This is a genomic window from Marinobacter profundi (assembly GCF_002744715.1).
In the GTDB taxonomy this organism is placed as follows: Bacteria; Pseudomonadota; Gammaproteobacteria; order Pseudomonadales; family Oleiphilaceae; genus Marinobacter; species Marinobacter profundi.
On the sequence record NZ_KZ319369.1, the window covers coordinates 98,562 to 122,516 of the forward strand.

Genomic DNA, 23,955 nt, shown 5'->3' on the forward strand with positions numbered 1-23,955 from the left:
TGGGTTACATCTTGATGTCGTAGGTAAAGTATTTCTTCATGATGGCATCGTAGGTGCCGTCATTCTTCAGCTTCTTCAGGGCGGCATTGACCTTGCCGGCCAGGTCCTTGTCACGCTTGCGCATGGCAACGCCGACGCCCTCACCCAGTTTGACCGGGGTGCCGACTTCCTTGAAGCCTTCCTTGCTCATCACTGTCTGCTCGCCTACCGGATAGTCCACGAAGACCACATCCAGGCGCTGGCCTTCCAGGTCCAGAACCATGTCGTCTGCAGTAGTGTAACGCTTGACGGTGACCACACCGCTGAGCTCTTCGGTCACGTAGGTGTCCATGGTGGTACCACGCTGGACACCGACCACCTTGCCTTTCATGGCGGCCTTGTCGGTCACATCGGTGTTGAAGTCGTTACGGGCAAACCAGCCGCCCGGGGTGTTGTAGTAGGGCTCGGAGAACAGCACGCGCTCGGCACGCTCCGGGGTGATCGACATGGACGACATGATCAGGTCGAATTTGCGCGCCAGCAGGCCGGGAATCATGCCGTCCCAGGACTGGATCACGAACTCGCATTTGGCCTTGAGCTCTTCACACATGGCTTCGGCCAGCTCCACTTCAAAGCCGGTCAGTTCGCCGTCGGGGGTCTTGTATTCGAAGGGCTCGTAGGGCACGTCGAAGGCAATGCGGATGTCTTTCCAGTCAGCGGCCTGGACACTTCCGGTCATCATGGCGAGCGCACAGCCCGCGGCTACAATCAGTCTCTTCATGTGTCACTTCTCCGTTTTATCTGCCGGTTGGCTTTATTATCAGCGCAGGTTTGCGCCCACTTAAAACTTGGGAGCCAGGAATTGCTTCATCCGCTCCGAGTCCGGGTGATCAAAGACTTTCTCCGGCGAGCCCTGCTCCTCGATAATGCCCTGATGCAAAAACAGGACCTGAGTGGAGACATCCCGGGCAAACGCCATCTCGTGGGTGACCACAATCATGGTGCGGCCCTCTTCCGCGAGACTTTGCATGACTTTCAGTACCTCGCCCACCAGTTCCGGATCCAGCGCCGAGGTGGGCTCGTCAAACAGCATTACCTCGGGCTCCATCGCCAGGGCCCGGGCAATGGCCGCGCGCTGCTGCTGTCCGCCGGACATCTGCGCCGGGTAATAATCCTTGCGCTCATAGATGCCCACTTTCTGCAGGTAGGCCTCGGCCCGCTCGATGGCCTCCTTGCGGGGTACCTTCAGCACATGTACCGGCGCCTCGATAATGTTTTCGAGCACCGTCATGTGGGACCACAGGTTAAAACTCTGAAATACCATGGAGAGCTTAGCGCGGATCAGCTCAACCTGCCTGTTATCGGCAGGAATCCGCTCGCCTTTGCGGTTGGTGGTGAACCGGATTGGGTCACCGTGCACGATAATGTCGCCCGACGTCGGGGTTTCCAGCAGGTTGATGCAGCGCAGAAAGGTGCTTTTTCCGGAGCCGGAACTGCCGATCAGGGAGACAACATCGCCCTTGCGGGTTTCCAGGGAAACGCCTTTGAGCACTTCCAGCTTGTCAAAGGTCTTGTGGATGTCCCTGCAAATAAGGGGCGCTTGCTCCGCCATGTATTGCTCCTGGATGCTGTCAGCTACCGCTGGCGTTTCGGATTTTTGTATGACAGTACACGAAATTGGTCATCCGATGAACATTTGCCGCCTCCGGACGGGTCGGGGCGGTGGCATTCCTGGGCCGGCAAAAACAAAGGCGCATGTTGTACGGATTGTTGTCTTTGAAATCAATACCTATGTTGGCTTAATCGCGGCATTTCGGCGCACAACTGTACCTGTTTGTTGTTGCGGCCCTGTTTTGTCGATTAATGTAAAAGCTTGCCAAGTCATGACGCAGTTCACGTATTGCCGGTGACGGGCTGGCGAAAGCAGGGGACAGCCGTAAACTGCAGGAAACGACAAAACACTCATTGTTGAGTTGAAAGGGGTTGCGGGATGGGCGTACCGCAGAATGTGGTGCTGGAACGGGGATTGCTGCGGGTTATCGAACGCCCCGTCCGGCCGGGTGAAGATAACTTCGCCGGCTGGGAGCTGGCCTATGACGTCGCCATCGACGGCCATGAGGTGCTGCACTCCTTCCTGTCCCTGCATGAAGCGCTCCAGTTTGTTGACATGGTGGCGCCCGCTACCGCGGACTGAACGGCCTCTGGTGTCGCGGTCGCTGCTCTATTACTCCTGATTTGCAACATCCTTCCTGCATTCCCCGGCAGTGGCCGGTTTCGCGGACGTTCCCTGCGACACGCCCATCCGGATAACCTCGTCCCCCTGCTGTTCAATGCGCTGCATCGCTTCCCGGACGTATCGCACATGCGCCATGGCGATCCGTTGCGCCGCACGGGCCTGGCCGCGCAGCACGGCGTGGTAGAGCTGACGGTGGTGTTTGCCAATCTGGCTGCGCAGGTCCTCCTTCGGGTTCAGGTTGGCTACCGAAGCCTGCACCGTCAGTAACATCAGATTTTTCAGGCTGCTCAGGATATGGACCAGAACCGGGTTGTGAGACGCCTCAACAATGGCCTGGTGAAACGCGTGATCCGCCGGGGCATTACTCAGCGGGTCGGCCGCCTCCAGCCGTTCAAAAGCCTTGGTGATCCGGTGCAGGTCGGAACGGGTGGCGCGCTCGGCGGCGAGCTGGGCAGCCTGGCCTTCGAGCTGTTCCCGTACTTCCAGCAGGTCGTAAAGGGTGCGGGGGTGGCCGCTGAACATCTGCATCAGCGGGCGTTCATCCTCCGGGCCGGGAACAATCTGCGACACAAAGGAACCCTTGCCATGGCGGGTTTCAATAATGCCCCGACCCTGCAATTCGTGCAGCGCCTCGCGGATGATGGACCGGGACACGTCAAGCCGGGTAGCCAGCTGTCGCTCTGACGGAATCTTTTGCCCCGGTGCCAGCCCGCCGTCCAGAATCAGCCGTTCCAGCCGGTACGTTATTTCCTGTGCAATGGGCATCTGCTTGCCTGCTTTGTGTTGAACCGGTTTCGCCGGATCTGGTGGAACTTGTTTTCGCTGTGCAACACACACCGATGGCCGCGTCGTCAGCTTTTACCGTTGCCAGTGCTCCCATCATAGCCTAAAAAACTGGTCCGACCAGTTGGCAATTCGCTGGACTAAACGCCCCATGACTACGAATATCTTTAGGGATACTGGTCGAGGCCAGTGCGCTGACCCTGATAACAAGCGTCATAACAATAATGGATGGAGATGTTCTAATGACTAGCAATAACAACGTTGAGGGAAGCAAGGCTCCGCGCCGCAGCTTCCTGAAAGGCGTGGCTGTCGCTGCCGCTTTCTGCGGTGCTACCCTGATGGGTGCCGGGCAGGCCCATGCTGCGACTACCTGGAAGATCCAGTCGGTATGGGATGCCGGAACCGTGGGTTACGACCTCTTCGAGGAGTGGTGTAACAGCATGGAGGAGAAGACCGGTGGCGAACTGATCTTCAAACCCTACCCCGCCAAGGCCGTGGCCGCTGATAACAACGCGCTGTTCGATTCCGTCCGCAGCGGTGTGTTGCAGGGCATGAACCCGTTCACCCTGTACTGGTCCGGCAAGATACCGGCATCGGTGTTCCTGTCCTCCTATCCGGCCGGCCCTGACCAGCCCCACCAGTGGGACACCATGTTCTACTCCATGGGGATGCTGGAAAAAACCCGCGAGATCTACAAGAAGTACGGCCTGTTCTACGTCGGTCCGATCCAGCACGACGCCAACATCATTCACTCCAAGAAGCCGGTGAACAGCCTGGCCGACCTCAAGGGCATGAAGATCCGTGTTCCGGGCGGCATGGTTGCCGAGGTGTTCCAGCAGTTCGGTGTGTCCACCGTGAGCCTGCCGGGTTCCGATATTTTCCCGGCGCTTGAAAAGGGCACCATTGATGCGGCGGACTACGTCGGCCCGGCCGTTAACTACGAACTGGGCTTCTCCCAGGTGACCGATTACATCCTGTTCGGACCGCCCGGCGTGATGTCTGTCTACCAGCCGGTGGATCTGATGGACCTGACCGTGAACCTGCGGGCCTGGAACAACCTGGATCCCAAACTGCAGAAAGTGGTCGAGGAAGAAGTACGCAACTACTCCCAGCGTCATTACCTGACCATCCAGCAGCGCAACATCGAGGCGATGGAGAAGTTCAAGGCAGATGGCGATACGGTTTCCCGTCTCAGCCAGGCTGACCTGGAAGAGTTCCGTCGTGCCGCAATTCCGATCTGGTACAAGTGGGCGAACAAGGATGAAGACGCACGTGCGATCTTCGACATGCAGCTCAAGTACATGATGAACGACACCGTCGGCTACGTCGACGAGGAAGACATCAAGGGCATGTAAGCCTGATTCACGGTCGTAACACAACAAAAAGGGGAAGGGCAGGGAGCTCACCGGAAGGTAACTCTCTCCCTTCCCTCTTCTGTGGTTGAGGTAGTAACAACATGTCGCAACTTGAAGGTTTCGGATTCGTATTGCCGCACTGGTTCTATTGGGGCTGGCTGGCGGTAATGCCACTGATCATGATGGCGTGGGACCGCTGGACCTTGTCCCGTGGAGGTCAGGCCATCGACAAGAATGCCCTGGCCAACCAGAAGCTTCACGAAATTGAAGCGGAGATGTCAAAGACCATCGAGCTGCAGTACGAGGGTAACTGGTTTACCCGGATCGTTGACTGGATCAGTGAGAAATCTGGGGTGTTTGTCTCATTCTGGACCGTTAACGCTGTGTGCTTCTACTTCTTCGAAGTGGTGATGCGCTACATCTTTAACATGCCGACCATCTGGGTTCACGAGGCGAGCTTCCTGCTGCTGGGGATGCAGTACCTGCTGGCGGGCGCGTTCACCCTGCTGCATGGCGGGCATGTCCGGGTCGATGTGATCTACAACTTCCTGCCGGTTCGCGGCCGGATCGGGATGGATATCTTTACGTCGATGTTCTTTTTCATGTTCGCACTGGCGCTGGTGATCACGTCCTGGACGTTCTTCGAGAACTCCTACTCCATGGACGAGAGAACCGTCGAGACCTGGGGCATCCAGTACTGGCCGGTGAAGGCCATGATGCTGCTGGGTTCGGTTCTGATCCTGTTGGCGGGTGTATCCAAGCTGGTTAAGGATATTGCCCTGTTTGTACAACTTGGCCGGGAGCAGCGCGCATGAGCACTGGCACCGTTTCCACCAAGCCTTCCGGCAGCCTGTCCGGAAAGCTCGGCACCTGGCTGATGATCATTGCCACCGTGGCGCTGGCGTTCATCACCCTGGTAGAAGTCATTAATATTCTGTTCTATGACCCGTTCAGCGACGACAAATTCCTGTTCAAGCTGGCGGGCAGTCTGGCGGACGTCAAGATAGGTCCGCTGACCTACCTGATGTTCGGTTCCCTGCTGGTGGCCCTGATGATGGGCTTGCCGCTGGCCTTTGTCACCGGCGGTCTGGGGGTGGCCTTCATCTATCTGGTGGGCGACTCGCTGATGCTGAACATCGTGCCGAGCCGGATCTTCCCGATGATGACCAATTCGGACCTGGCCGCGATTCCGCTGTTCATCTTCATGGCCTCCATGCTGGAGCGGGCGGGCCTGATCGAAGAGATGTTCAACGTGGTTTACAAGTGGATGGGTGGCATTGGCGGCGGTCTGGCCATCGCGACCATCGTGGCCTCGACCATCCTTGCAGCCATGGTGGGCGTCATCGGCGCGGCCGTGGTGACCATGGGGATTATTGCCCTGCCGGCCATGCTCAAGCGCGGCTATGACCACAAGATCGCCCTCGGTTCGATCATGGCGGGCGGCACCCTGGGTATCCTGATCCCGCCGTCGATCCTGGCGATCCTGTATGCGGTGGTAGCCCAGCAGTCGGTGGGTGAGCTCTACCTGGGGTCGGTGATTCCGGGACTGATGTTGTCCGGGCTCTATGTTGCCTATGTGTTCATCCGCGCCAAGCTCAACCCGAAACTGGGGCCACCCATTCCCGAGGAAGAGCGGATTGGTCTGAAAGACAAGCTGCTGCTGCTGAAAGACCTGATTGCGCCGCTGATCCTGGTATTCCTGGTGCTGGGCCTGTTGTTCGGTGGGGTGGCGACGCCCGTGGAGGCGGCCGGTATCGGCTCCTTCGGCGCGATCCTGGTGGCCTGGAAGCATGGTGCTTTCTCCATCGCTACCCTGCGTGAGGCTTCCGTGACCACCGCCAAGGCCTCCGCCATGGTGCTGTGGATCATGTTTGGTGCCTCGGTGTTTGTCGGCTTCTACATCCTGCAGGGTGGCCAGGAGTTCATCACCAACTCCATTCTGGGTACCGGTATGTCCGCCTACGGCATCCTGTTCCTGCTGATGGTGCTGCTGGTGGTTCTCGGCATGTTCCTGGACTGGGTGGGCATCCTGTTGCTGGCGGTACCGATCTTCATTCCTATTGTGAAAGCGCTGGAGTTCCCGGGCCTGTTCGGCTTCCCGCCGGTGGCTGGCGATGATGTGGTGTTGTGGTTCGGCGTGCTCTACCTGGTGAACATGCAGATGTCGTTCCTCAGCCCGCCGTTTGGCTACGCGCTGTTCTACATTCGCGGCGTCTGTCCGCCGGAAATCTCCATGGGCACCATTTTCCGCTCATCGCTGATCTTCCTCGCGATCCAGGCGCTGGGGCTGTTCATCTGTATCCTCATTCCGGGCGTGGTTACGTGGCTGCCTAACCTCGTTTACGGCTGATTTTTCAAGGAGTAACTGATTATGTTGTCTATCAAGAGACTGGACCTTGCCGATGCCAGGGTGCTGATCGAGGGCGCTGCCAACAAGGCCCGCGAGATTGGTGTGCCCATGTGCATTGCGATTGTTGATGAGTCCGGCAACCTGATCGCTTTCGAGCGGATGGACGGGGGCAAGATCACCAGCGTGACCATCGCGCAGGACAAGGCCTTCACTGCGGCAGCGGCCAAGAAGGCGACCCACGACTACAACGCGGTTAACGTCCCCGGCAGCCTTGCCTTCGGTATCCATACCGAAGTTGGCGGTCGCGTCAGTTCCGTGGGTGGCGGTATGCCGGTGGTGGTCGATGGCGACGTGGTTGGCGGTATTGGCCTGAGCTCCGGTACACCCCAGCAGGATATGGACTGTGCCCAGGCTGGAATTGATCACTTCCTGGCAAACCGCGGATAGAGTATGACTACCAAGCCGAAAGTCAGCAAAGCGGCGCTGGCGGAACAGTTCCGGGGCTTTATTGACCCGGACTATGTCATCACCGATGACGAAACCCTGAAGCCGTACGAGTGCGATGGTCTCGCCATGTACTGCGAGATGCCGATGCTGGTGGTATTGCCGGAAACGGTGGAACAGGTCCAGCGGGTAATGCGCATCTGCAGTGAGTACGGCGTTCCGGTGGTCGCCCGTGGTGCCGGCACTGGCCTGTGCGCCGGCGCGATGCCCCACAAGGAAGGCGTGGTCCTGTCACTGGCGAAGTTCAACCGGATCCTCAAGATCGATCCGCTGGAGCGGACGGCGCGGCTGCAGCCCGGCGTGCGTAACCTGGCGATCAGTGAGGAAGCGGCGCAGTTCGGGCTGTATTACGGCCCGGACCCGTCCTCCCAGATTGCCTGCACCATTGGTGGCAACGTGGCGGAAAACTCCGGTGGCGTGCATTGCCTGAAGTACGGCCTGACGGTGCACAACCTGCTGAGTGTTGAACTGATCACCATGGAAGGGGAGCGCATTACCATCGGCAGTGACGGCCTCGACGCCTGTGGCATGGACCTGCTGGCGCTGATTACCGGCTCCGAAGGACTGCTGGGGGTGGTGACCGAGGTGAAGGTCAAGCTGCTGCCGAAGCCGGAAGTGGCCCAGGTGGTCATGGCGGGTTTCGACAGTATCGAAAAAGCCGGCGATGCGGTGGGCGGCATTATTGAGCATGGCATTATTCCCGGCGGCCTGGAAATGATGGACAGCCATGCCATTGTCGCGGCGGATGACTTTGCCCAGGCCGGTTACCCGCGGGAAGCCAAGGCCCTGCTGCTGTGTGAAGTGGATGGCACCGAAGAGGAAGTCCACGAGCACATTGCCGAGGCCGAAGAGGTGTTTCGCAAGCTCGGAGCGACGTCGGTACGGACGTCGCAGAGCGAGGAAGAGCGGGCGCTGCTCTGGAAAGGGCGTAAGTCTGCCTTTCCGGCCGTCGGCCGGATCTCGCCGGACTACTACTGCATGGACGGCACCATCCCGCGCCGGCAGCTGGCGCGGGTTCTGCTGGAAATGGAAAAGATGTCAGACGAGTATGGCCTGCGGGTGGCCAACGTCTTCCACGCCGGCGACGGTAACCTGCATCCGCTGATCCTGTTTGATGCCAACGTGCCCGGTGAATTCGAGCGCACAGAAGAGTTTGGTGGCCGCATTCTTGAGCTGTGCGTTGAGGTGGGCGGTTGCATTACCGGCGAGCACGGTGTCGGCGTCGAAAAGATCCGCCAGATGGCGGTGCAGTTCAATGATGAGGAGCTGCAACAGTTCCACGACGTCAAGGCTGCTTTCGATCCGGCCGGTATCCTCAATCCGGGCAAGGGTGTTCCCACCCTGCGTTTCTGCCAGGAGTACCGCTCTCTCGAACACAAACACGAACATACGGAAGCCGACCATGGCTGATATTTCCCAACAGTTACAGGAGCAAGTCCTCCTCGCCCGCGATGCGGGCCACAAACTCAATATTGTCGGTGGTGGGACCAAGTCATTCATGGGGCGCACCGCCGATGCGGATGCCGGCACCCTGAACACCGGCGAGCATACCGGGGTTGTTGAGTATCATCCGGTGGAGCTGGTACTCACCGTGCGTGCCGGTACATCCCTGGCCGAGATTGAGGCGACCCTTGCCGAGCATGGCCAATGCCTGCACTTTGAGCCGCCCCGCTTTGGCGAAGGCTCTACCATCGGGGGCACCCTGGCCTGCAATCTGTCGGGCCCGGCGCGGCCCTGGTCCGGCTCGGTGCGGGACCAGGTGCTGGGTGTCCGCCTGCTCAACGGTAAAGGAGAACATCTGCGTTTTGGTGGCCAGGTGATGAAAAACGTGGCCGGCTACGATGTGTCCCGGCTGCAGGCCGGCGCCATGGGTACCCTCGGGGTGATCACCGAAATCAGCCTGAAGGTCATGCCCAAACCGGCGGCGTCGATGACCCTGGTACAGGAAATGGACCAGGTGGACTGCATCCGCTATATGAACAGCCGTGCCGTGGAACCCAAACCCATCACCGCGGCTTGCTGGGTGGACGGCAAGGTTTATCTGCGGCTGTCCGGAGCCCGCTCTGCCGTCGAGGCAACCGCCGCCAAGTGGAGCGGGGAAGTGCTGGAGCAGGGCGACGAATTCTGGCGCCAGATCCAGCACCTGCAGCACGACTTTTTTGCCGGTGATGCACCACTGTGGCGGCTGTCGGTCAGCTCGGTGGCAGCCAACCCGGATCTCAAGGGGCCGTGGCTGATCGACTGGGCCGGTTCCCAGCGCTGGTATCGCGGCGAGCAGGAGCTCGGGCGGATGGAAGCGCTGGCCAAGGCGGCGGGCGGTCAGGCCAGTCTGTTCCGTGGCGGCGACCGCAACGGCGAGGTGATGAACCACCAGCCGGAAGCCCTCAAGGGCATTCAGCGCCGTCTCAAGAATGCCTTTGATCCGGATAATATTTTCAACCCCGGACGTCTATACAGCTGGTTGTAAGAGCAGGTACACGATGCAAACCAATCTCGTTCAGCAATTTGCCAATACGGCAGAAGGGCAGGAGGCCGAGTCCATTCTGCGGGCCTGTGTCCATTGCGGTTTCTGCACCGCCACCTGCCCGACCTATCAGGAGCTCAATGACGAGCGCGACGGCCCCCGTGGCCGGATCTACCTGATGAAACAGTTTCTTGAAGGGGCGGAGATCACCGAGAAGACCCGTGAACACCTCGACCGCTGCCTGACCTGTCGGAGCTGTGAGACCACCTGTCCGTCCGGCGTCAAATACGGCCGGCTGGTGGACATCGGCCGCGGCCTGATCGAAAAGGAGCTGCCGCGGAGCCCGAAGGAGAAATACCTGCGCTGGGCGCTGACCCGGGTGCTGCCGAACCGCAGGCTGTTCGGCTTGATGCTGCGTCTTGGCCAGGTGTTCCGTCCGGTCCTGCCGGAGCCGCTGCGCAGCAAGGTGCCGCCGCGGAAGGAAGCCAGTCCCTGGCCTGCCGCCAGCCATAGCCGCATCGTGCTGGCCCTGGCGGGCTGCGTGCAGCCATCGGCAACCCCCAACACCAACGCCGCCGCGGCGCGGGTGCTGGACAAACTCGATATCACCATGGTCGAGGCGCCGCAAGCGGGCTGCTGTGGCGCGGTGAACTATCACCTGTCCGAGCATGACCGTGGCCTGGAGCAGATGCGTCGTAACATTGATGCCTGGTGGCCGGCCATTGAAGCCGGTGCGGAAGCCCTGGTGATGACTGCGTCCGGCTGTGGTGCCATGGTGCAGGATTACGGCCACCTGTTGCGGGACGACCCGGTCTACGCCGCCAAGGCGCAGAAAGTCAGCGAACTGACGGTGGACCTGGGCGCCTTCCTGCTCAAACAGGACCTGGCGAAACTCAAGATCGGCCAGAATCCGGGCAAGGTGGCGTTCCACTGCCCCTGCACCCTGCAACATGCCATGAAGCAGAACGGTGTGGTGGACCAGGTGCTGCGCAAGGCCGGGGTGGAACTGGCCGAAACCCGTGACAAGCACCTGTGCTGTGGTTCCGCCGGCACCTATTCGGTGATGCAGCCGGAGATGAGCCAACGCTTGCTGGCCAATAAGCTGAAGGCCCTGACCATCGACAATCCGGACCGCATTGTCACTGCCAATGTCGGTTGCCAGATGCACCTTGAGACCAAGGCCCAGGTGCCTGTCCAGCACTGGATTGAACTGCTGGACAGCTGAATCGGTCTGCAATTTCCGCTAGAGTGACAAGCCGGGGTCGGGCAAACGGTATTGCCTGGCCCCGGATTCGTTTGAAACGCCACTTCACAGGATGTGAACCCATGCCAAGGATCAAGGCCGTGACCCTGCTTTGTGTTTTGTTGACGACCCCCGCTGCCGCCGAGATTTACCGTTGGAAAGATGCCAGCGGTGTCATTCATTTCTCTGACATACCCCCTCGACATGAACACCACTCCCGGGTGCAAGTGCCGGACCCGGTCACCATTCCCATGAGTGACACTGTCCGTCAGTCGGAAAACGTCCGTCAAAGCCGGCGCGCGGTTGGCAAACTGTTGCAGCCCGAGCGTAAGAACCGATACGCACAAGCGGACAAGACCGCCGCAGCACAGGCAGCCCGCTGCGAAAAGCACCGCCAGCAACTCGACCGGATCCAGTCGCAGCTGCGGGCAGGTTACAGCAATGATCGCGGCAACCGCCTGAGAGAAAGGCGCCGTAACCTGAGCCAGCGGTACAGCCGCGAGTGCGTGTTGCGGTAAGCTGAATTTGTATAGCGGGTTTCGCTAACATCCCATTGCCATTTGATAATAATTATTGTTAGCTATCTACCCTGTTTCCGGAGGTAGATCGTGTCCCATTTTCAGCTTGCGTTGCTGCTTGGCATGACCGTTGCGCTGGGGCCGCTGGCCCTGGACGCCTATTTGCCTGCATTCCCGGATATCGCCCGCGGTTTCGGGATTCCCCATGCCGATGTCGGTCTTACCCTCAGTGCCTATGTGGCGGTTCTGGGGTTGGCCCAGTTGGTGGGCGGGCCGCTGTCAGACCGCTATGGGCGGCGGCGGATTCTGCTGATTGGCCTGGGGGTGTTTGCGGTGGCGTCGGTGATGGTGGCCCAGGCCGGCACACTGGGTGAGATGATCGCCTGGCGGATTGTCCAGGCCATGGGCGGCGCCTTCTGTGCGGTTTCCGTTCCGGCCATCGTGCGTGACCAGGTGGGTGGCCAGGAGGCCGCGCGGCTGTTCGGGCTGATTGGCCTGATCATGTTCATTGCGCCCGCCGCAGCGCCGGGCCTTGGTGCGCTGATGCTGGCACTGGGGGATTGGCACTGGATTTTCCTGGTGCTGGCGGGCTATGGAGTGTTCCTTGCGGTGGTGCTGAAAATCGCGCTGTTCCCGCGCCTGGCTGCCCGGCCGCGAACCACCACGCCGGTCCGGACCCTGGTGACCAATTACCTGCTGGTGCTGCGCCACGGCACCACCATGCGCTTTGTTGGCATCCAGGTGCTTTGCTTCAGCTCCATGATGTTGTTTATCACCCATGCCTCGTTTATCTATCAGGAGTGGTTCGGGCTGTCCAACGGCCTGTTTTCCCTCCTGTTCGCCGCCAATATTGTGCTGATGGCCGCGCTGAACCTGCTTAACCGGCCCTTGCTGGCAAGGTTTTCCTCGGTGGTGCTGCTCAGGGTGCAGGTGATGGTGCAGTGTGTGGCACTGATTGCGCTGGTTGGCGTGGTGCTGCTGGACGGCCCGATCTGGGCGGTGGCGCCCTGCATAATTGCCGCCGTTGGCTGCCAGGGCGGGATTGTGCCAAACAATATGGCCAACGCCCTGGATTTCTTCCCCCACATGGGCGGCACCGCTGCGGCCCTGCTGGGGGCTTCCCAATTCACTCTTGCCGGCGGCATCAGTGCGTTGTCATCTGCGTTCGGTGGCGATGCCTTGCTGCCGATTGCCGCCAGTATGCTCGCCTGTTCGGTCGGTGCCGTGCTGCTGGTGCTGGGCGCACCGCAGGCGGTGGCGCGGGAGAAGGCCGCAGAGGCCTGACCGGGTCAGCGGCCGGCGGAACCAGGATTGCCAGATGTGGAACAATAAAATGTACGACTTCTCGGAGCTGGAGGCGTTCGTTTCGGTAGTACGGACCGGCAGCCTGACGGCCAGCACCCGCGAGCTGAACCAGGCCAAATCCACCCTGAGCCGAAAGATTCGCCAGCTGGAAGCGGCCGTTGGCCAGCCACTGTTGTTACGGCAATCGCGACGTATTGTTCCCAACGAAGCCGGGCGCGTGTTCTATCGCTACAGCAGCGACATTCTCGAGCTGGCGGCCCGCGGGCGGGAGGCGCTGGATGAACTGAAAGAGACGGTCAGCGGCCAGCTTCACCTGCGCTGCCACGAGGCTTTCGTCCGGGGCTGGTTTGCGGGCGTGGTGCAGTCGTTTCTGGACGAGTTCGAGGGTGTCCGGGTGACCGTAAGCACCCAGCAGGCGGTGCCTGTGGAACTGGAGAACGGGGTATGCGTCTGGCTTGGCGAGGTGGGTGAAACCTTGTTGCGCCAGGAAATCCTTGGCGCCCTGACCCAGGGACTGTTCGGCAGCCCCCGCTACTTCGAGGATCATGGTGTTCCCCGGTCACCGGGGGATCTTGAACAACATCGTTGGGTCGATATGCTGGGTACGGCAGAGCAGGGACTTACCCTGCAGCACCCCAGGCTGGGTTCCTATCCAGTTGCTACGCCGGTCCGCAGCTTCACGGTGGATCAGTTCGTGGTGCAGGGCGATGCCATAGCCTGTGGGCGCGGACTGGGGCTGATGCCGCACTGGTTGGCAGAGCGGCGGCTCGCGGCGCACCCGGACGACTTCCGGCTCTGCCTGCCAGAGTGGCGGGGCCCGGTGCTGCCGGTCACACTGCTCTATCCCCATGGTAACCTGCCCCGGCGTATCCGGGCCTTTATTGACCATCTCCGTACGGCGGTCCCCCTGGCGTGGCTGGGTTCGGCACTGGTCGCAACAACCGTTCCGGAATCCGGAACGCATCATACCGACACTTGAACGCTAACCTTGTGGTAATGTTTCGCAATTGATAATTATTCGCATCAATTGCAGCCAACAAGGAGTTTGTCTATGCGTTGCCGAATGTCTTTGCTTGCCTCGGCCATGGCTCTCGCATCCGCAGGGCCTGCTGTGGTGGCGCAGCCGCAGCCCACGGTCCAGCCCATAGAACTGGGTGAAATCGTGGTGACCGCTGCCGGTTTTGAGCAGAACATCCGCGATGCCCCGGCCAGTATCTCGGTGATCTCCGGCGAGGAGCTGGCCAAGAAGTCCTACACCGGCATCGTGGATGCGGTGAATAACATTCCCGGGGTGTATGTGACCGGCGGCGGTGGCGCCCAGGACATCAGCATCCGCGGCATGACGTCCAACTACACCCTGTACCTGGTCGACGGCAGGCCAGTGTCGGCGGGCCGTTCGGTCAACACCAATGGCCAGGACGGCGGCAAGCAGATCGCCCTGCCGCCGATCTCCATGATCGAGCGGGTGGAGGTCATTCGCGGGCCCATGTCGTCCCTCTACGGCTCGGAAGCCATGGGTGGTGTCATCAATATCATCACCCGTAAACAGCACGGTGAGTGGTCGGGTACCATCACCTCCGAATACACCAGATCCTTCAACGATGTCAGCAACGACGCTCGGCAGACCAGCCTGTTTACCGGAGGAGCACTGGTAGACGGGCTGCTCAGTGCGCAGCTGAATGCGGCTTGGTCGGGTGACGATGAAAGTGACTTCGCCGGTGCCGATGATGCGGCCCGCAGCACCCCGGAGAGCAAGCGCCGGCAGGCAGGTGCGAAATTGACCCTGACACCGGATGCCCGCAACGAATTTTCCGCCAGTTACGATTCCTCGCGCCTGGACGAAACCGGCACACCCGGACGGAGCATTGCGGCAGACGAGACCGGCTCCCGCTATGTCTACGACAAAGACGTTTACGTGTTGTCCCATGCCGGCAACTATGGCCAGTGGCTGAGCAGGAGCTTTGTCCAGCACGATGTGTCCGAACGGGTGCAGGACCAGACCAAGAAAGAACAGGTGTCGATGGTCGACAGCCAGGTGACCCGTTTTCTGGGTAACCATGTGGTGACCGTCGGTGGCCAGTACAAACAGGAAAAACTGACCGATGAGACCAACGGTTTGCTGACCGCCGGCATCCCGGGTGCAGTCCGCAGTGTCGACCGCTGGATTGCGGCGGTGTACGCGGAAGTGGAGTGGGGCGTGACTGACCGGCTGTCGGTGACTACAGGCCTGCGCTACAACGATGACGAGCTGTTTGGCGGCGAGCTGTCACCACGGGTCTATGCCCTGTACGACCTGGCTCCGGAATGGACCCTCAAGGGTGGTGTTTCGACCGGGTATCGTCAGCCGGGCCTGGCCGATGCCACCGAAGGATTTGGCCGGGGAACCGGCGGCAGCGGATCCCCCGCGCCACACCCGCGGGCACTGATCATTGGTAATCCGGAGCTGGACCCGGAATCCAGCACCAGTTACGAAGCGGGTGGGGTCTATAACAACCGGGCACTTGGCCTGAATGCCAGCCTGATGGTGTTTCACACCGAGTTCGAAGACAAGATTGCGGAAGACCGGTTTTGTGTGTCGCCCGCCGGTGACAGTGATGACCCCGCGACCTGGACCTGCAGTTTCGGCGGCAATGATTACCTGTTTCTCAGCACCCGCAGCAACATTGATGAAGCCGAGATGCGCGGTGTCGAGCTTACGCTGGATTACCAGCTGACCGATGCGCTCACGCTCAGCTCCAGTTACACCTACACCCGCTCGGAGCAGAAAACCGGCGAGTTCCAGGGCGAACCCCTCAACAAAACGCCGAGGCACATGGCCAATGCCAGTCTCGACTGGGATGCCAATAGCCGTCTGAACCTGTGGCTGCAGGCCAACTACCGGGGAGAAACCTCCGACTACCTCGACCGCACCAGCATGGCCGCCGGCACACCGGCATACACCCAGATGGACACCGGTATGCTGTACCGATTGACCGACAACGCCAGAGTGACTGCCGGTCTCTATAACCTGGCCAATAAAAAAATCACCAACGACGAGTACGGTGTAGTGCTGGATGGCCGCCGCCTGGCGCTAGGTCTGACCGTAGACTTCTGACACAGGAACGGCCATGCCAGCGTCCGGAACATGGCTGCCTGGTGCTGCAGCAACGCTGGATGGCCTGTGACGTTATGTCGGCGAGCAAGTTGAGGTGATGCAGGCGGTGAATTATCCGCCTGCAGTCCGAGGCAGGTGGATGCTCTCGTTCGGCAGCGATCACTGGCAGGGCTGGCTGGTTCAGAGGGCATCCACTTCTATTACGCAAGGGCCCCGTGGCCTTGCCTGGCAGCAAAGAACATATCCTTGCTGGATTTCGGTTTCGGTCAGGAAATCGATATTACCAGGTGCGACCTGTCCAGAAGTGCAGTTAGCGCAGCAACTTCCACATTTGCCTTGTTCGCAGCCAGCGGGTAGCGCCAGTCCAGCCGCTTGGGCAGCCGCCAGAATCGTTTGGGTTTCCGCCACCCAAAGGCGGTGTTCAGCACCACCGATCCTGAGAATGACATCGTGATAACACTCGTTCGTTGAAGACCCGGGCGAGTCGTCTTCGTCGGAAATGAAAAGCTCCTGATAGCAGTTGCCGAAGCACTCCGGATTCTTTTGCACCGCGATACGGGTTTGTTTCATCCAGGCGTTGGGGCCACACAGATACACATCGGGTTTGTGGCAACCGGCAAGAGCCATCAAGGACTTCTCCAACTGATCTTCAGTTATATGGCCATTGTCACTCGTGTGCCAGTGATGGACGATCAGTCTGTCAGCATATAACCCGGCCAGTGCCTCCAGTTCGTCATAGAAAATGGTACTTTCCCGATTGGGCGTCACATAGAACAGCCGGCACTCAACGGAAGTCCGTTGCAGCATGTGCCTGAGCATCGATATCACGGGGGTAATGCCACTGCCGGCTGCAACCCCAAGGAAAGCCTGTTCAGGATCCTGGATAAAGAAGCTGCCATGGGCACGGCTTCCGGCGATCAACGTACCCACCTGCAGCTCCGACGTGACATAGCCGGAGACCAGGCCGTTTGGGATACGCTTTACGGTGATTCGCAGGTTACCTTCTTGAGGGGGGGTACTCAGGGAATAGCAGCGTACGAGAGCCTGATGGCCTATGGGAAATTGCAGATTGAGATACTGGCCGGCCTTGAACTGACAGTGTTCCTGAACATACGTTGTCGGCTCGAGCCAAACGGAAACCGCATCGGCGGTTTCGCGTTGAATGGCAACGACCTTGTAAACTTCATCAGCTTCCATGTTAAGGCGGACCTTGGGCTTCCGTTCCGGGATTCTGAGCATTACAGAACCCTTTTCCGCAAGAATGCACTACTGTAGTCGATAACAATGGTCATCAAAATTGTCACCAGGATAAAGGTCGCTGCACTGTCGTAGGCCAGTGCCGAGAGGTATTCGTGAATTGGCAGGCCTATACCTTCAGCGCCGATCAACCCCAGCACGGTAGCGCTGTGAACGTTGATCTCCATGCAATACAACAGCTGCGCAAGAATGCCGGGTAATGCCTGCGGGATAACGGCAAAAACCACAGAATTGAGCCAGTGACCCCCACTGGCTTTGACAGCTTCAACCGCACCATAGTCAATGGTTTCGATGGTTTCTGAAAACAGCTTGACCATGACCCCGAACGAGAACAGCGTTATCGCCAGAACCCCGGGAAATGGACCTAGTCCGACCAAGGCCACGAAAATCAGACCGAGCATGAAGGTAGGCAGCGCCCGCACGATTACCATCACTGCCCTGCAAAACAGGTAAACCAGTCTTGCCAGGATATTCCCGCCCATCAGGTTCTGGGCACAGAGAAAGCTTACCGGCAAGGCCAGGAGGAACCCCAGCCCGGTTCCAAGCAAAGCGACTTCCAGAGTCTGCCTGGCATAGATGAGTACTGCATCGGGCAGTAATGACCAGTCAGGGCTCAGCATTCCCTGGACCAGCTCACCGGCAACGGGAAGGCCCTGAACAATTCCGGCCAAGGATACCTCGGTGCTTCGAGCCAGCAACGCGACAGCAAAGCCTGTGGCGCCAAGGGTCAGCCAGGGCCAGTTCAGAACCGGAAGCCACCAGCCTGGCCGGCGGAACAGCTGAATGACCCGGTCAAGGTTTTCGGTATCCACGCTTTGTTGTTGCAGCTTGTTGTCGCAGGCCTTCTGATGGAGCTTAAAGAACCCCCGATAGCATTCACTGGCTACGAGCAGGAAGCCCAGTGGCAGCATCCAGCCGAAACCCAGAAGCGAATAGCAGGCAGCAAGACAAGTGACAAGAAGCATCACATCACGACAGGCCTGCCAGTACTGGCGTCCTTGCAAAGCCCGAGCCCCGGGCACTAAGAAAATAAGGGTGGTCTTGGTCATGTCATGCACCTCAGGCGTAGATTTGTTTCCAGTCAGGAGTGGACTTCGGAGTCGCCCCGGTGGGCTGGTGGAATTTCATTTGCCCCGCGCTAAGGCCTACAACAGAGTCGCAATAGCTCTCCACCAGGTCGGTCTGGTGAAGATTGACGACCACAGTGATGCCGTACTCCAGGTTCAGATCTCGCAGTAAACTCATGACGTTCCGAGCATTCAGAGGATCAAGGGATGCCACCGGCTCGTCGGCGAGGATAATGCTCGCTGCCTGGGCAAGGCAGCGCGCGATGGCAACACGCTGCTTCTGCCCGCCCGAAAGGTCTCGTATATCTCTGTAGGCGTAACGCAGCATTCCGACCTGACTCAGTGCCCTGAGTGAGATGTCCCTGTCACGTGCGTCAAACCGCCCCATTAACTTGGTCAACCCGCGTTTATGGGAAAGTCTCCCCACCAGGACATTGCTCAGCACACTCATACGAGGCATCAGGTTGAACCCCTGAAAGACCATTGATACCTGCTGCGGTGTCGTACCCGGAGGAACCGGGTGTCCATTGATCCGAATCTGGCCCCGAGTCGGCCTGACCAGCCCGTTGAGACTGCGAAGCAAAGTTGATTTTCCTGCACCGGAGGGGCCTACGATGCCGGTGAAGCTGCCCTCTTTAATTGTTAACTGTGCAATATCGAGCACGACCTGTTTGGTTCCGGGGTAGCGTACTTGAAGATTCTGGACGTCCAGGGCTGGTTGTGCCGGGTTCATCATGGGGCCTCCTGTTTTTGATCTGACAGTAATGCTGAATTAACCCGGTTCACGACATGCCTTAAACCTTCGTACTCCGCCGCCGTTGCCACGTTCAGGCCATCAATGCCATAGATCTCCTTCAACCATGTCCGTGCTTCGTCGTCACGTGACATCTCCAGGAGGGATTCCGTGAGCTTCCTTCTCTGAGTGGCATTGAGTGAGGCGCGGGCGATCTGGGGGTCCGCGGGAATCAGCGGTGTCTGGTAGAGAACCCGGGTGTGGGAGGTCACTTCAGGGTAGTAGCGAAGCACTTCCGGATTGAGGCGGGCGTCGTCGTAGATAGCGCCGGCGTCCACCTTGCCGGTTACTACCGACATAACCACGGCGCTTTGGCTGCTGAGCATCAAGGAGCGGATATCTTTATCCGGGTTGATGCCAGCCTCCTTTAGTGCCGCCTTGGGATAGAGACTGCCGGAGGCGGAAAGCGCATCTCCGAAAGCCACACTTTTGCCTCTCAGATCCGCCAATGACTGGATGTCGCTATCGGAACGGACGATAACGAGGCCGTGATATCCTTGTTGGCCGTTTCTGACGGCCGCGGTAAGCGGTACCGCGCCGACCCGGTCGTCAATCACCAGGTAGTTGATGGGACCCACAAAGGCAAAGTCCACTCTTCGGGACTTCATGGCCAAGGCAACGCCAGCGTAATTTGACAGTGTTACGGATTTGATTCGGTAACCGGTGGACTCACTGAGGTAATCCGCAATCTTACTGGCGGATACCTGAATCTCATGAACACTGCGGGATGGTACAAATCCCATAACGAGTTCTTCTTTCGGAGGCTCTTCCGCGCTGGCCAGCACGCTGAAAACAAAGAGAATGGTTGCAAGTAGTCGGTGCATGTCAGTTCCTGCGTTAGAAATTGAATCGAAATCCCAAAGACGAGGTATGGCCTTGACGACCGAGCAATGGATCGGCCTTGTCGAGGAAGTTCCAGCGATAATAAAGGTCCCAGTGGCGGTGCACTGGATGGATCACATCTGCCCAGAGGTTCCAGAGATCGCCACCTTGCGGGCGGTGGTAATAGACGTTGTTGCCGCGGATTTCGAGGGGTAACCCCAGCGGGGATTTCAGGTGGTAATAGTGCAGTACTTCCAGGTTACCCAGTTGTTCTGTGCGATTCCGGGCGAATAGCTGGACAAAGGATCTGGTGTTGATTGACCTGAGGGCGCTTTGCACGATGGGTGTGTGGTTCAGTTCCAGCTGCAGGCCTGCAGCTGCCATTGCGCTGGAACCGGACCATTTTTGTCCACGGACCACCCATCCCAGAAGGTCGTTGATGGGACGACCCAAATAAAGCTCATGGCGTTCATGACTATCGCGTGAGTCAAAATCGCGTTCGTTATCGTAGATCTGGAGTACATAGGTACCATCCTCAAAACGATGAAAAACGCTTTCGGTGAAGGAGTAAGTGTCTGCATCCGAAACCCGCGCCTGCAGACGACTGATCGTGACTGCGTTTGCGTGGCTCATTGCCAGTAGCAAAGCCATACAGACACCAAGGGTCCGAGTCGCTCGTATTGCCCGAATCATGCCGAGCACGCCATGGTTGCATGCAGCGACTGTTGCCTGTTTTGCCGGGCATTGAGCCAGGCCCAGCGATAGCTTTCCACAACGGCGAGACACTGTGCCGCCCGTTCTCCGGCGCCCGTCACTACCATGGATTGGGATGATTTGTCGGCACCGAGAGCAACCCACGCTCGCAGGTGTCCACTACTCAATGCTTCGACACTGACCTGCTGAATCCGCGGGGGCTCGAACTCTGCCCATTCCTCACGCATCAGCGCCAGCAACATGCTCTGGATAGCCGCTACGGGATGCTCACTGAAGTGCCGGCGGAATCGCACGCTTCCTGCAAAGCACAGCGCAAGTTCGATGCGGAAAAGCTGGCTGGACTCAATGCCTGCCAACGGGACACAGCTGAGGTGTTCCAGAGTCAGCCCCTTGCCCTGTTCGCCAAGCATGTCGTGGATCAATAGCTCCAGTGAGATCTCTGCCCGGTCGAACGCATAACCCTGGCTGCTGAGTCGCTTGATCTCCTCGACAAGTCGTTTCAGGGTCGCTTCTTCACATGTTTTGTATCCCATGCCCTTCAGTTTGTGGCTGATTGCCACACGCCCCGATTGCTCGGAAACGACCAACTCACGGCGATGGCCTACCCACTGGGGTTCAATGTGCTCGTAGCAACCGGGATGCTTGAGCACCGAGGCGATATGGACGCCGGCCTTGTGCGTGAATGCGTTGTCGCCGACATAGGGCTGGTTTTCCGTGACTGGAAGCCGCATTACCTCTGAAACCCGGCAGGAAAGGGGGCGCAACAGGGCAAGGCGGTTAGGGGTGATGAATTTCATCTGATAACCGCATTTGAGCGCAAGGTTGGGTATCAGGGAGCACAAATTGGTGTTTCCGCAACGCTCTCCAATCCCATTGATCGTGCCTTGAACCTGAAGGGCCCCGCCGTCGACTGCAGCGAGGCTGTTTGCTACCGCGGTGTCCGCGTCGTTATGGCCATGAAAACCAAAGTTGGCGCCCGGAAACCGGTTACGTACGGTTTCCATGGCTTGTCTGATCTGGCCGGGAAGTTTGCCGCCATTGGTATCGCACAGGACAATCCGGTCTGCTCCGGCATTCAGTGCGGCCTCTACCACTGCCAGGGAGTAGTCCGGATTGGCTTCCAGTCCATCAAAGAAGTGCTCCGCATCAAATATCACGGTATCGAACCGCCGGCGGCAGTACGCGAGTGACTCAGCAATGATGGCAATATTTTGTTCAAGGGGGATTTTCAGCCCCTCACGGACCTGAAAATCCCAGGACTTGCCAAACAGTGTCATCACGGGGACGTTCACGGCAGTCCCGGCGCGGAAAACCGGGTCGCTATCCACGGAAAGGGCCGGTCTGAATGTGCTGCAGAATGCGGCGATTCGACTATTGCCAAGCGTGCGGCGACCCAATTCCTTGAACAGATTTGTGTCGGTGACATTGGCTCCGTTCCAGCCCGCTTCGATGATGTCTATGCCAAAGTCGTCCAGCAGATCGATGATGGTGAGCTTGTCACTTAACGAAAAGTGAATGCCTTTGGTCTGTGCGCCATCCCGTAAGGTGGTGTCGTAAAGTTCGATGAACTGAGTGCGGGAATAGTTGTTGTTCATGGCTTCATTCCTTGGTGTAGAACCGTTCTCCCTTGCACAAAGGAGAAGCGCTTTCCGTAATCACATCCACGAAATGCCTCAGGATGCTGGCGGTCAGACCCCAGACCAGCCCATTACCATGGTTGAGTTCAAGCAGGTAGGCAGGCTGCCTCTGCGCGGCTGTCCGGCCCGCAGTATCCAGCTTGATGCGGGACAGCCCGGATAGAGGCATTAGCATCCATTCCGAAGATTCCTCGGGTTGCAGGCACAAACTCCCCCGGAAACTGGTTTCGGAAAGCGTGCAAACGAAAGGCCTGACCAGTTCGCCCCGGCCGTCATAGAAATCGTCGAGTTCAGCCAGTAGTGCACAAGACGATGGGTCAATCCCCGTTTCTTCTTGCAATTCGCGCCAGGCGCATGCCAACAGCGACCGGTCGTTAGCGTCCTGTCGTCCGCCAGGCAGGCACCAATCGTTGGCATAGTTGCGCATTGTTGCTTGCCGGCGGGTAAGCAGTAGTGATGGCTCATTTCGGGGTGGGCTCACCAGAGTGATTACAACTGCTGCCGGACGTGTTGTTTCAGCAAGAGGTTTTGGCCTGTGTGCAGCGAGTTTGTCCTTAATGGAGACCAGCGGAAGCATCATATTTGCCCTGTTTCGGTATCTGCCGGTACCAGGGTGTCTTTGGTGCCCAGACTGCGGCGAATAAAGGGCAGGGCACTCAGCACGCAGGTCATTCCAATCGCTACCCAGGTAATTTGTGGGTCCTGGCTGTACAGCCAGGGGATCAGCAAAGCGAGGAGCAGAGTCAGAGCTTCTGTAAGGCCGCCAAACGACGAAACAATGTCGGTTCTCTCAGGGTGGCCATCGACGACATCGGCGAACACCTTCATTCCGGCTGGCAGCATGAAGGCGAAGGCCAGGCTTTCAGCCAGAAACAGTGAGGTAAATACAAAGACGTTATCACTTACGCCAAACAGCATGATGAGCAAGGCCATCAGGGGCAGGCTCAGAGCGAGGATTTTCTCCGGTGCAAACCGGTCTGCCAGCTTACCGGTAAATGGCATCAACGATGCTGAAATAACGGCTGATGCGGTGAAGTACAGGGCAACTTCGGTTGGTTTTAAACCGAGTTGTGCGGTCACGAATAATGGCAGCACCATCATGAAGCTGAAGAACACCGCCCGTCGAATAATGCTGGGGCCATACTCCGGCAGGAATTTCATGTGACTTGCTGACGGTAACAGCCATGCACCACGTTTCTTCTGTGGAACCTGGTCGATGGCGGGTATGAGCAACGACGCCGCAGCGGCTAAACCACCCATCACCGATCCGGCGGCAAACATGGCGCCGGTTCCGCCCAGTTCGAAGCAGATTCCGCCTAACAGTGGGCCAACCACAAAACCTATGCCGAAGCTTGAACCGAAGATTCCCATAAGCTTGCCGCGATTCTCACGAGACAACACGATGGCGAGATCGGTCAGGCAGATAATGCTGATACCCTCGACGATTCCTTCGAAAAAGCGTAGCGCAACGAACGCCGAAGCAGTTTCAACAAGGGGGTAGCACGCGAACACCAGGGCGTAGAGCACGAAACTGACCACCAGCGTGGTCTTGTTGCTCAACAGCGCGATTATCTGTGCCGCCCATGTCTTCGATAGCATTCGGCCAACAATCAGGCTGACGAACGGCAGGGACAGGCCTGCGATGGAAAAACCATAGTCCTGCAAGAATGTGGGCAGGATGGGAACGATCAGACCCATACCCGCATTTACTGCCACAGTCAGGCAAATCACGATCAGAAAGGAGCGGTTCATGTCGGTTCCTTGACATCAGCGAACTCAGAGGGGTCGAAACGGGCGGTTACCGTGCGCGGAAACGTCGCCCGTTCTCTTCAAG

Annotated in this window: 23 protein-coding genes and 1 pseudogene; 13 read left to right on the forward strand and 11 right to left on the reverse strand. The window is 58.7% G+C overall.

All coding sequences use genetic code 11. The annotated features are described in order from the left end of the window. Window positions 1-4: 4 nt before the first annotated feature. Together CLH61_RS05950 and CLH61_RS05955 are read right to left on the reverse strand one after the other, a co-directional pair. Window positions 5-760, reverse strand: coding sequence for a transporter substrate-binding domain-containing protein (locus CLH61_RS05950; RefSeq protein WP_099613799.1), 756 nt, complete (start codon window positions 758-760; stop codon window positions 5-7). Between the two features lie 60 nt (window positions 761-820). Further along, window positions 821-1,591, reverse strand: a complete 771-nt coding sequence (locus tag CLH61_RS05955; RefSeq protein WP_099613800.1) for an ABC transporter ATP-binding protein — start codon at window positions 1,589-1,591, stop codon at window positions 821-823. A 378-nt stretch (window positions 1,592-1,969) separates the two neighbouring features. Here CLH61_RS05955 and CLH61_RS05960 point away from each other — a divergent pair, with 378 nt between their 5' ends. Then, the gene (locus tag CLH61_RS05960; protein ID WP_099613801.1) at window positions 1,970-2,173 is read left to right on the forward strand and encodes a hypothetical protein; all 204 of its coding nucleotides are present in this window, start codon (window positions 1,970-1,972) and stop codon (window positions 2,171-2,173) included. A gap of 30 nt (window positions 2,174-2,203) precedes the next feature. Here the strand turns inward: CLH61_RS05960 and CLH61_RS05965 are convergent, their stop codons facing one another. Continuing rightward, the gene (locus tag CLH61_RS05965) at window positions 2,204-2,980 is read right to left on the reverse strand and encodes an FCD domain-containing protein (protein WP_099613802.1); all 777 of its coding nucleotides are present in this window, start codon (window positions 2,978-2,980) and stop codon (window positions 2,204-2,206) included. A 260-nt stretch (window positions 2,981-3,240) separates the two neighbouring features. Here CLH61_RS05965 and dctP point away from each other — a divergent pair, with 260 nt between their 5' ends. From dctP to CLH61_RS06020, 12 genes and pseudogenes are all read left to right on the forward strand, one after another. Then, entirely contained in the window at window positions 3,241-4,353 is a 1,113-nt protein-coding gene (gene dctP / locus CLH61_RS05970) for a TRAP transporter substrate-binding protein DctP (protein WP_099613803.1), read from the forward strand. A gap of 101 nt (window positions 4,354-4,454) precedes the next feature. Further along, window positions 4,455-5,168: a TRAP transporter small permease subunit gene (locus CLH61_RS05975; RefSeq protein ID WP_099613804.1), complete on the forward strand. Its 714-nt coding sequence runs from the start codon at window positions 4,455-4,457 to the stop codon at window positions 5,166-5,168. Further along, on the forward strand, window positions 5,165-6,703 hold the full coding sequence (locus CLH61_RS05980) for a TRAP transporter large permease (protein WP_099613805.1): 1,539 nt from the start codon (window positions 5,165-5,167) through the stop codon (window positions 6,701-6,703). Before CLH61_RS05975 ends, CLH61_RS05980 begins: the two co-directional genes overlap by 4 nt. A gap of 21 nt (window positions 6,704-6,724) precedes the next feature. Next, window positions 6,725-7,150: a GlcG/HbpS family heme-binding protein gene (locus tag CLH61_RS05985; protein ID WP_099613806.1), complete on the forward strand. Its 426-nt coding sequence runs from the start codon at window positions 6,725-6,727 to the stop codon at window positions 7,148-7,150. Between the two features lie 3 nt (window positions 7,151-7,153). Then, on the forward strand, window positions 7,154-8,617 hold the full coding sequence (locus tag CLH61_RS05990) for an FAD-linked oxidase C-terminal domain-containing protein (protein WP_099613807.1): 1,464 nt from the start codon (window positions 7,154-7,156) through the stop codon (window positions 8,615-8,617). Beyond that, complete coding sequence (gene glcE / locus CLH61_RS05995; protein ID WP_099613808.1) at window positions 8,610-9,674, forward strand: glycolate oxidase subunit GlcE; 1,065 nt, start codon at window positions 8,610-8,612, stop codon at window positions 9,672-9,674. The genes CLH61_RS05990 and glcE overlap by 8 nt, the downstream gene beginning before the upstream one ends. Before the next feature lie 13 nt (window positions 9,675-9,687). After that, window positions 9,688-10,896: a glycolate oxidase subunit GlcF gene (gene glcF, locus CLH61_RS06000; RefSeq protein WP_099613809.1), complete on the forward strand. Its 1,209-nt coding sequence runs from the start codon at window positions 9,688-9,690 to the stop codon at window positions 10,894-10,896. A 101-nt stretch (window positions 10,897-10,997) separates the two neighbouring features. After that, window positions 10,998-11,147, forward strand: a pseudogene (locus tag CLH61_RS18540) (DUF4124 domain-containing protein); the annotation flags it as partial. Between the two features lie 18 nt (window positions 11,148-11,165). After that, entirely contained in the window at window positions 11,166-11,432 is a 267-nt protein-coding gene (locus CLH61_RS18545; protein WP_228152574.1) for a hypothetical protein, read from the forward strand. 90 nt (window positions 11,433-11,522) lie between these two features. Further along, window positions 11,523-12,716, forward strand: a complete 1,194-nt coding sequence (locus CLH61_RS06010) for a multidrug effflux MFS transporter (RefSeq protein WP_099613811.1) — start codon at window positions 11,523-11,525, stop codon at window positions 12,714-12,716. Between the two features lie 34 nt (window positions 12,717-12,750). Then, window positions 12,751-13,716, forward strand: coding sequence for a LysR family transcriptional regulator (locus tag CLH61_RS06015; protein ID WP_228152551.1), 966 nt, complete (start codon window positions 12,751-12,753; stop codon window positions 13,714-13,716). 72 nt (window positions 13,717-13,788) lie between these two features. Continuing rightward, window positions 13,789-15,831, forward strand: coding sequence for a TonB-dependent receptor domain-containing protein (locus CLH61_RS06020; RefSeq protein ID WP_099613812.1), 2,043 nt, complete (start codon window positions 13,789-13,791; stop codon window positions 15,829-15,831). 180 nt (window positions 15,832-16,011) lie between these two features. On the opposite strand, the gene CLH61_RS06025 is transcribed toward CLH61_RS06020, so the two are convergent. Genes CLH61_RS06025 through CLH61_RS06060 form a run of 8 tightly spaced genes read right to left on the reverse strand, consistent with a single transcriptional unit; the run spans window position 16,012 to window position 23,873 of the window. Further along, window positions 16,012-17,028, reverse strand: a complete 1,017-nt coding sequence (locus CLH61_RS06025; protein WP_170003618.1) for a flavin reductase family protein — start codon at window positions 17,026-17,028, stop codon at window positions 16,012-16,014. A 41-nt stretch (window positions 17,029-17,069) separates the two neighbouring features. Further along, the gene (phnE, locus tag CLH61_RS06030; protein WP_099613814.1) at window positions 17,070-18,137 is read right to left on the reverse strand and encodes a phosphonate ABC transporter, permease protein PhnE; all 1,068 of its coding nucleotides are present in this window, start codon (window positions 18,135-18,137) and stop codon (window positions 17,070-17,072) included. A gap of 10 nt (window positions 18,138-18,147) precedes the next feature. After that, on the reverse strand, window positions 18,148-18,891 hold the full coding sequence (locus CLH61_RS06035) for a phosphonate ABC transporter ATP-binding protein (RefSeq protein ID WP_099613815.1): 744 nt from the start codon (window positions 18,889-18,891) through the stop codon (window positions 18,148-18,150). Continuing rightward, complete coding sequence (locus CLH61_RS06040) at window positions 18,888-19,772, reverse strand: phosphate/phosphite/phosphonate ABC transporter substrate-binding protein (RefSeq protein WP_099613816.1); 885 nt, start codon at window positions 19,770-19,772, stop codon at window positions 18,888-18,890. Before CLH61_RS06040 ends, CLH61_RS06035 begins: the two co-directional genes overlap by 4 nt. Before the next feature lie 13 nt (window positions 19,773-19,785). Further along, entirely contained in the window at window positions 19,786-20,421 is a 636-nt protein-coding gene (locus CLH61_RS06045; protein WP_143752099.1) for a hypothetical protein, read from the reverse strand. Between the two features lie 38 nt (window positions 20,422-20,459). Then, window positions 20,460-22,079: a citramalate synthase gene (gene cimA / locus CLH61_RS06050; RefSeq protein WP_099613818.1), complete on the reverse strand. Its 1,620-nt coding sequence runs from the start codon at window positions 22,077-22,079 to the stop codon at window positions 20,460-20,462. A 4-nt stretch (window positions 22,080-22,083) separates the two neighbouring features. Next, window positions 22,084-22,701 carry an NUDIX hydrolase gene (locus tag CLH61_RS06055; protein ID WP_099613819.1) on the reverse strand — a complete coding sequence of 206 codons (618 nt, stop codon included), beginning with the start codon at window positions 22,699-22,701 and terminating at the stop codon, window positions 22,084-22,086. After that, the gene (locus CLH61_RS06060) at window positions 22,698-23,873 is read right to left on the reverse strand and encodes an MFS transporter (protein WP_099613820.1); all 1,176 of its coding nucleotides are present in this window, start codon (window positions 23,871-23,873) and stop codon (window positions 22,698-22,700) included. Before CLH61_RS06060 ends, CLH61_RS06055 begins: the two co-directional genes overlap by 4 nt. Between the last annotated feature and the right edge of the window lie 82 nt (window positions 23,874-23,955).

Excerpts from the sequence above, each read along its gene's own strand:
- CLH61_RS05950 (WP_099613799.1), bottom strand. The coding sequence starts at position 760 with ATGAAGAGACTGATTGTAGCCGCGGGCTGTGCGCTCGCCATGATGACC.
- CLH61_RS05955 (WP_099613800.1), bottom strand. The coding sequence starts at position 1,591 with ATGGCGGAGCAAGCGCCCCTTATTTGCAGGGACATCCACAAGACCTTT.
- CLH61_RS05960 (WP_099613801.1), top strand. The coding sequence starts at position 1,970 with ATGGGCGTACCGCAGAATGTGGTGCTGGAACGGGGATTGCTGCGGGTT.
- CLH61_RS05965 (WP_099613802.1), bottom strand. The coding sequence starts at position 2,980 with ATGCCCATTGCACAGGAAATAACGTACCGGCTGGAACGGCTGATTCTG.
- dctP (WP_099613803.1), top strand. The coding sequence starts at position 3,241 with ATGACTAGCAATAACAACGTTGAGGGAAGCAAGGCTCCGCGCCGCAGC.
- CLH61_RS05975 (WP_099613804.1), top strand. The coding sequence starts at position 4,455 with ATGTCGCAACTTGAAGGTTTCGGATTCGTATTGCCGCACTGGTTCTAT.
- CLH61_RS05980 (WP_099613805.1), top strand. The coding sequence starts at position 5,165 with ATGAGCACTGGCACCGTTTCCACCAAGCCTTCCGGCAGCCTGTCCGGA.
- CLH61_RS05985 (WP_099613806.1), top strand. The coding sequence starts at position 6,725 with ATGTTGTCTATCAAGAGACTGGACCTTGCCGATGCCAGGGTGCTGATC.
- CLH61_RS05990 (WP_099613807.1), top strand. The coding sequence starts at position 7,154 with ATGACTACCAAGCCGAAAGTCAGCAAAGCGGCGCTGGCGGAACAGTTC.
- glcE (WP_099613808.1), top strand. The coding sequence starts at position 8,610 with ATGGCTGATATTTCCCAACAGTTACAGGAGCAAGTCCTCCTCGCCCGC.
- glcF (WP_099613809.1), top strand. The coding sequence starts at position 9,688 with ATGCAAACCAATCTCGTTCAGCAATTTGCCAATACGGCAGAAGGGCAG.
- CLH61_RS18545 (WP_228152574.1), top strand. The coding sequence starts at position 11,166 with ATGAGTGACACTGTCCGTCAGTCGGAAAACGTCCGTCAAAGCCGGCGC.
- CLH61_RS06015 (WP_228152551.1), top strand. The coding sequence starts at position 12,751 with ATGTGGAACAATAAAATGTACGACTTCTCGGAGCTGGAGGCGTTCGTT.
- CLH61_RS06020 (WP_099613812.1), top strand. The coding sequence starts at position 13,789 with ATGCGTTGCCGAATGTCTTTGCTTGCCTCGGCCATGGCTCTCGCATCC.
- CLH61_RS06025 (WP_170003618.1), bottom strand. The coding sequence starts at position 17,028 with ATGGAAGCTGATGAAGTTTACAAGGTCGTTGCCATTCAACGCGAAACC.
- phnE (WP_099613814.1), bottom strand. The coding sequence starts at position 18,137 with ATGACCAAGACCACCCTTATTTTCTTAGTGCCCGGGGCTCGGGCTTTG.
- CLH61_RS06035 (WP_099613815.1), bottom strand. The coding sequence starts at position 18,891 with ATGATGAACCCGGCACAACCAGCCCTGGACGTCCAGAATCTTCAAGTA.
- CLH61_RS06040 (WP_099613816.1), bottom strand. The coding sequence starts at position 19,772 with ATGCACCGACTACTTGCAACCATTCTCTTTGTTTTCAGCGTGCTGGCC.
- CLH61_RS06045 (WP_143752099.1), bottom strand. The coding sequence starts at position 20,421 with ATGGCTTTGCTACTGGCAATGAGCCACGCAAACGCAGTCACGATCAGT.
- cimA (WP_099613818.1), bottom strand. The coding sequence starts at position 22,079 with ATGAACAACAACTATTCCCGCACTCAGTTCATCGAACTTTACGACACC.
- CLH61_RS06055 (WP_099613819.1), bottom strand. The coding sequence starts at position 22,701 with ATGATGCTTCCGCTGGTCTCCATTAAGGACAAACTCGCTGCACACAGG.
- CLH61_RS06060 (WP_099613820.1), bottom strand. The coding sequence starts at position 23,873 with ATGAACCGCTCCTTTCTGATCGTGATTTGCCTGACTGTGGCAGTAAAT.